2 protein-coding genes are annotated in these 2,335 nt (G+C 63.2%); both read right to left on the reverse strand.

All coding sequences use genetic code 11. From position 1 onward, the window contains the following. Positions 1 to 152 precede the first annotated feature (152 nt). Positions 153 to 593: a hypothetical protein gene (locus tag ACZ7EG_RS40040; protein WP_471089972.1), complete on the reverse strand. Its 441-nt coding sequence runs from the start codon at positions 591 to 593 to the stop codon at positions 153 to 155. Positions 594 to 627: 34 nt separating this feature from the next. Then, a partial coding sequence (locus ACZ7EG_RS40045) for an RHS repeat-associated core domain-containing protein (protein ID WP_471089975.1) occupies positions 628 to 2,335 on the reverse strand: 1,708 nt, incomplete at its 5' end.

The following is a 2,335-nucleotide window of genomic DNA, read 5'->3' on the forward strand; positions in this document are numbered from 1 at the left end:
ACGAACCGACAAACTCGCCATCGCCTACCAGGCCGCACTTCACCTCGCCGCCATCCTCATCTGGGCACGACGCTGACCAAAGAGACAGAACCTAGACCACCCTCGGCGCCAGGATGCAGAGCGGTTGCAAGCGCCCGGTAGGAGCGGGTGGTCTAGGACGAGACTTCCTCATAGACCACCCAGTATTCATCCTCCTCCTCGCTGGTCGCGCAGATCCGCTTCCCGTCAATGGACAACGCAATGAACTCAAGCGATCCATTGCCCTTAAGTAGTCGGGCAGGAAGGTCACGGCCTACAGAGTCCTTCACGCAGAGCCAGCTCCTTGCGCTCGCGCCCGGCCCAGCCAACAAGATCAGAAACCTACCGTCATCAGCCGCCAACCGCTGGCGTGCTGCCACTCTGTGCCACTGCCGCCCCAATTCCTCCACCGGGTTTGGGGCGTCCATTGAAACAGTCACTACTGGCTCCACGTAGGCACTGGACATCTGTTGCACGATGGCTAGCGCAGCAGGGGTTTCATCACCGTTGGCCACACACAGTTCCAGGCCACAAGAAGCGAGAAACAGGCGAGCTTCATCTGATTCAGGAACCATTCACCTTCACCTCTCCGAATCGGTTCCCACGCCATCACCACGTACCCCAGCCCTCTTGATAGAAGAAGTGGTGATCACCGCCAGGCTTGTTCATCTTCCCATACTTCTCGTAGTCGTACCGTCGTGGCGAACTCTTGGGCTTTTGATTATTCCAGCCAAAGTTCACGAAGTTCCTGAGGGAGTCATACTTCGGCTTGCCGGCATGGAAGTGCGGACCGGCCCTGTCGAAGGTGTGCTCGACTATGACCCGAGATCCCTGCGCGGTTTCGTACTGTCGGAACCGTCCCCAGTGGCTTGGGTTGGACGAGTAGAAGTAGCCAGGTGCGTGCGCGAGCTTGACGTTTCCTGTGACAATCCAAGCAGCGTCTGGAACAGCCCCATGGGGCACGCCGGCCAAGTTGAATGCATCGGCCTCCGCTTGTGCTCGCTTCAAAAACGGATTGCCTGCCTCCCCCTTGGGCAGGAGAGACGGGTCACCAGCATGCGCTGCTCCAGGGCCGAAGCGTGTCGGGGTTGTCACAACCGGCTTGCCGAAGAGGCCCCTGAGCGCTCCCCACGTCGGCTTGACGAAGTTGCCGATTCCACCGGTGAGTGCCCCGACCAGGAGATCCATGGGTGTGGTCGGCTGGCATTGAGCCGTGTTGATCGCCCAGGTAAGACCCATGCCTATGGTGGCATCAGTGGCAACCGCAACTGTCAGAGCCCGTCCGCCTTGTAGGCCCAGCTGCGCGGCCAGGGCGGTGCCGGCCGGGGCGAGGAAGCCGCCGACTGCTCCGACGACTGCACCCTGTCCAGTAGCAGCCGCGAAGTCGCCCCAGTCGAAGTCGTCCTGATGACTGAGGGCGTAGACGCCTCCGCCAACGATGGCTCCGATACCACCGCCGATGACGCATTGGGGGCACAGCCCAGACGGGTCCGACTGGTTAGCCGGGTCGTTGTCCGCGTAGTTATACGGGGACTGGTTGGGATTGTCCGCATCCGCTGGGATCGGGTCCTGGGTGGTGAAGCGTCGCTGGGCGGTGTCGAAGGAGCGGGCGCGGAGCTGCAGGCGGTCGGGGAGGTACTGGTCCTTGTACTGGCCGGTGTAGCCGAAGGGGCTGGGCTGGCCGCCGGTGACGGTGGCTTTGCCGGTCGGTGAGCCCCAGGCGCTGTAGGTGTAGCGGTAGTTGTCCGTGCCCGCTGCGTCGTAGACCGCGCTGGTGGAGTTCTGGCGGTCCTGGGTGAAGTAGTAGGTGCCGGCGGAGCGGTCCATGGAGCGGGCCGTGCCGTCGGGGTCGTAGTGGTAGTCGGCGAGCAGGGCGCCGGATGCGTTGGTGTCGGTGGCGAGCTGCGGGAGCGGGTTGTTGATGTCCCAGCGGGATGTTCCGGCAAGCGCGTTGTTCTTGTTGACCGTGGTGCGGTTGCCGTCGGCGTCGTAGGTGAATCCGTACGTGTTGGTGCCGATGGTCGCGGACTTGAGGCGGCCGGCCGGGTCGTAGGCGTAGGTGCCGTCGTCGTCCTTGGTCTGGTTGCCGTCGTCGTCGTAGCCGTAGCTCGTGGTGGTCGTGCCGTTTGTCGTCGACTTCAGCTGGTCGCCGTCGTCGTAGGTGTGGGTGGTCGTCGAGCCCGAGCTGGCCGCTGTTTTGAGGTTGCCGACCTTGTCGTAGGTGTAGGTGGTGCCGGCGGTGCCTGTCAGGCAGGAGGTGGCGGAGGTGTCGGTGCAGACGCGGGTCGTGCGTCCCGTGTCGTCGTACGCGTAGCGG

The organism is Streptomyces sp. NPDC037100, assembly GCF_055606225.1.

What these genes read in the sequence shown, in the direction of transcription:
- ACZ7EG_RS40040 (WP_471089972.1), bottom strand. Translation starts at nt 593, where the DNA reads ATGGTTCCTGAATCAGATGAAGCTCGCCTGTTTCTCGCTTCTTGTGGC.